1 protein-coding gene is annotated in these 215 nt (G+C 41.9%); it reads left to right on the top strand.

All coding sequences use genetic code 11. The features are described 5' to 3' along the window. A partial coding sequence (locus V6260_RS19150) for a hypothetical protein (protein WP_341595616.1) occupies positions 1-215 on the top strand: 215 nt, incomplete at both ends.

The following is a 215-nucleotide window of genomic DNA, read 5'->3' as shown; positions in this document are numbered from 1 at the left end:
GGTGAGCCTATGTTTTCACCTGATGGTCGTTATGTTTATTTTTCGCATGAAGCAACACCCGGTAAAACCTTTCATTACTCAAAGGATTCTGTAGCGGGCATATATAAAATTAAACGTTACGACCGAGAAACGGGCGAAATAGAAACCATAATCGATGTTATGGGCGGCGCAATTAGGCCTACACCGTCACCTCATGCTAAAAAGCTTGCTTATAT

The organism is Pseudoalteromonas aliena, from assembly GCF_038155085.1.
Lineage (GTDB): Bacteria > Pseudomonadota > Gammaproteobacteria > Enterobacterales > Alteromonadaceae > Pseudoalteromonas > Pseudoalteromonas aliena_A.
This window is presented reverse-complemented; position numbering and strand designations above follow the sequence as displayed.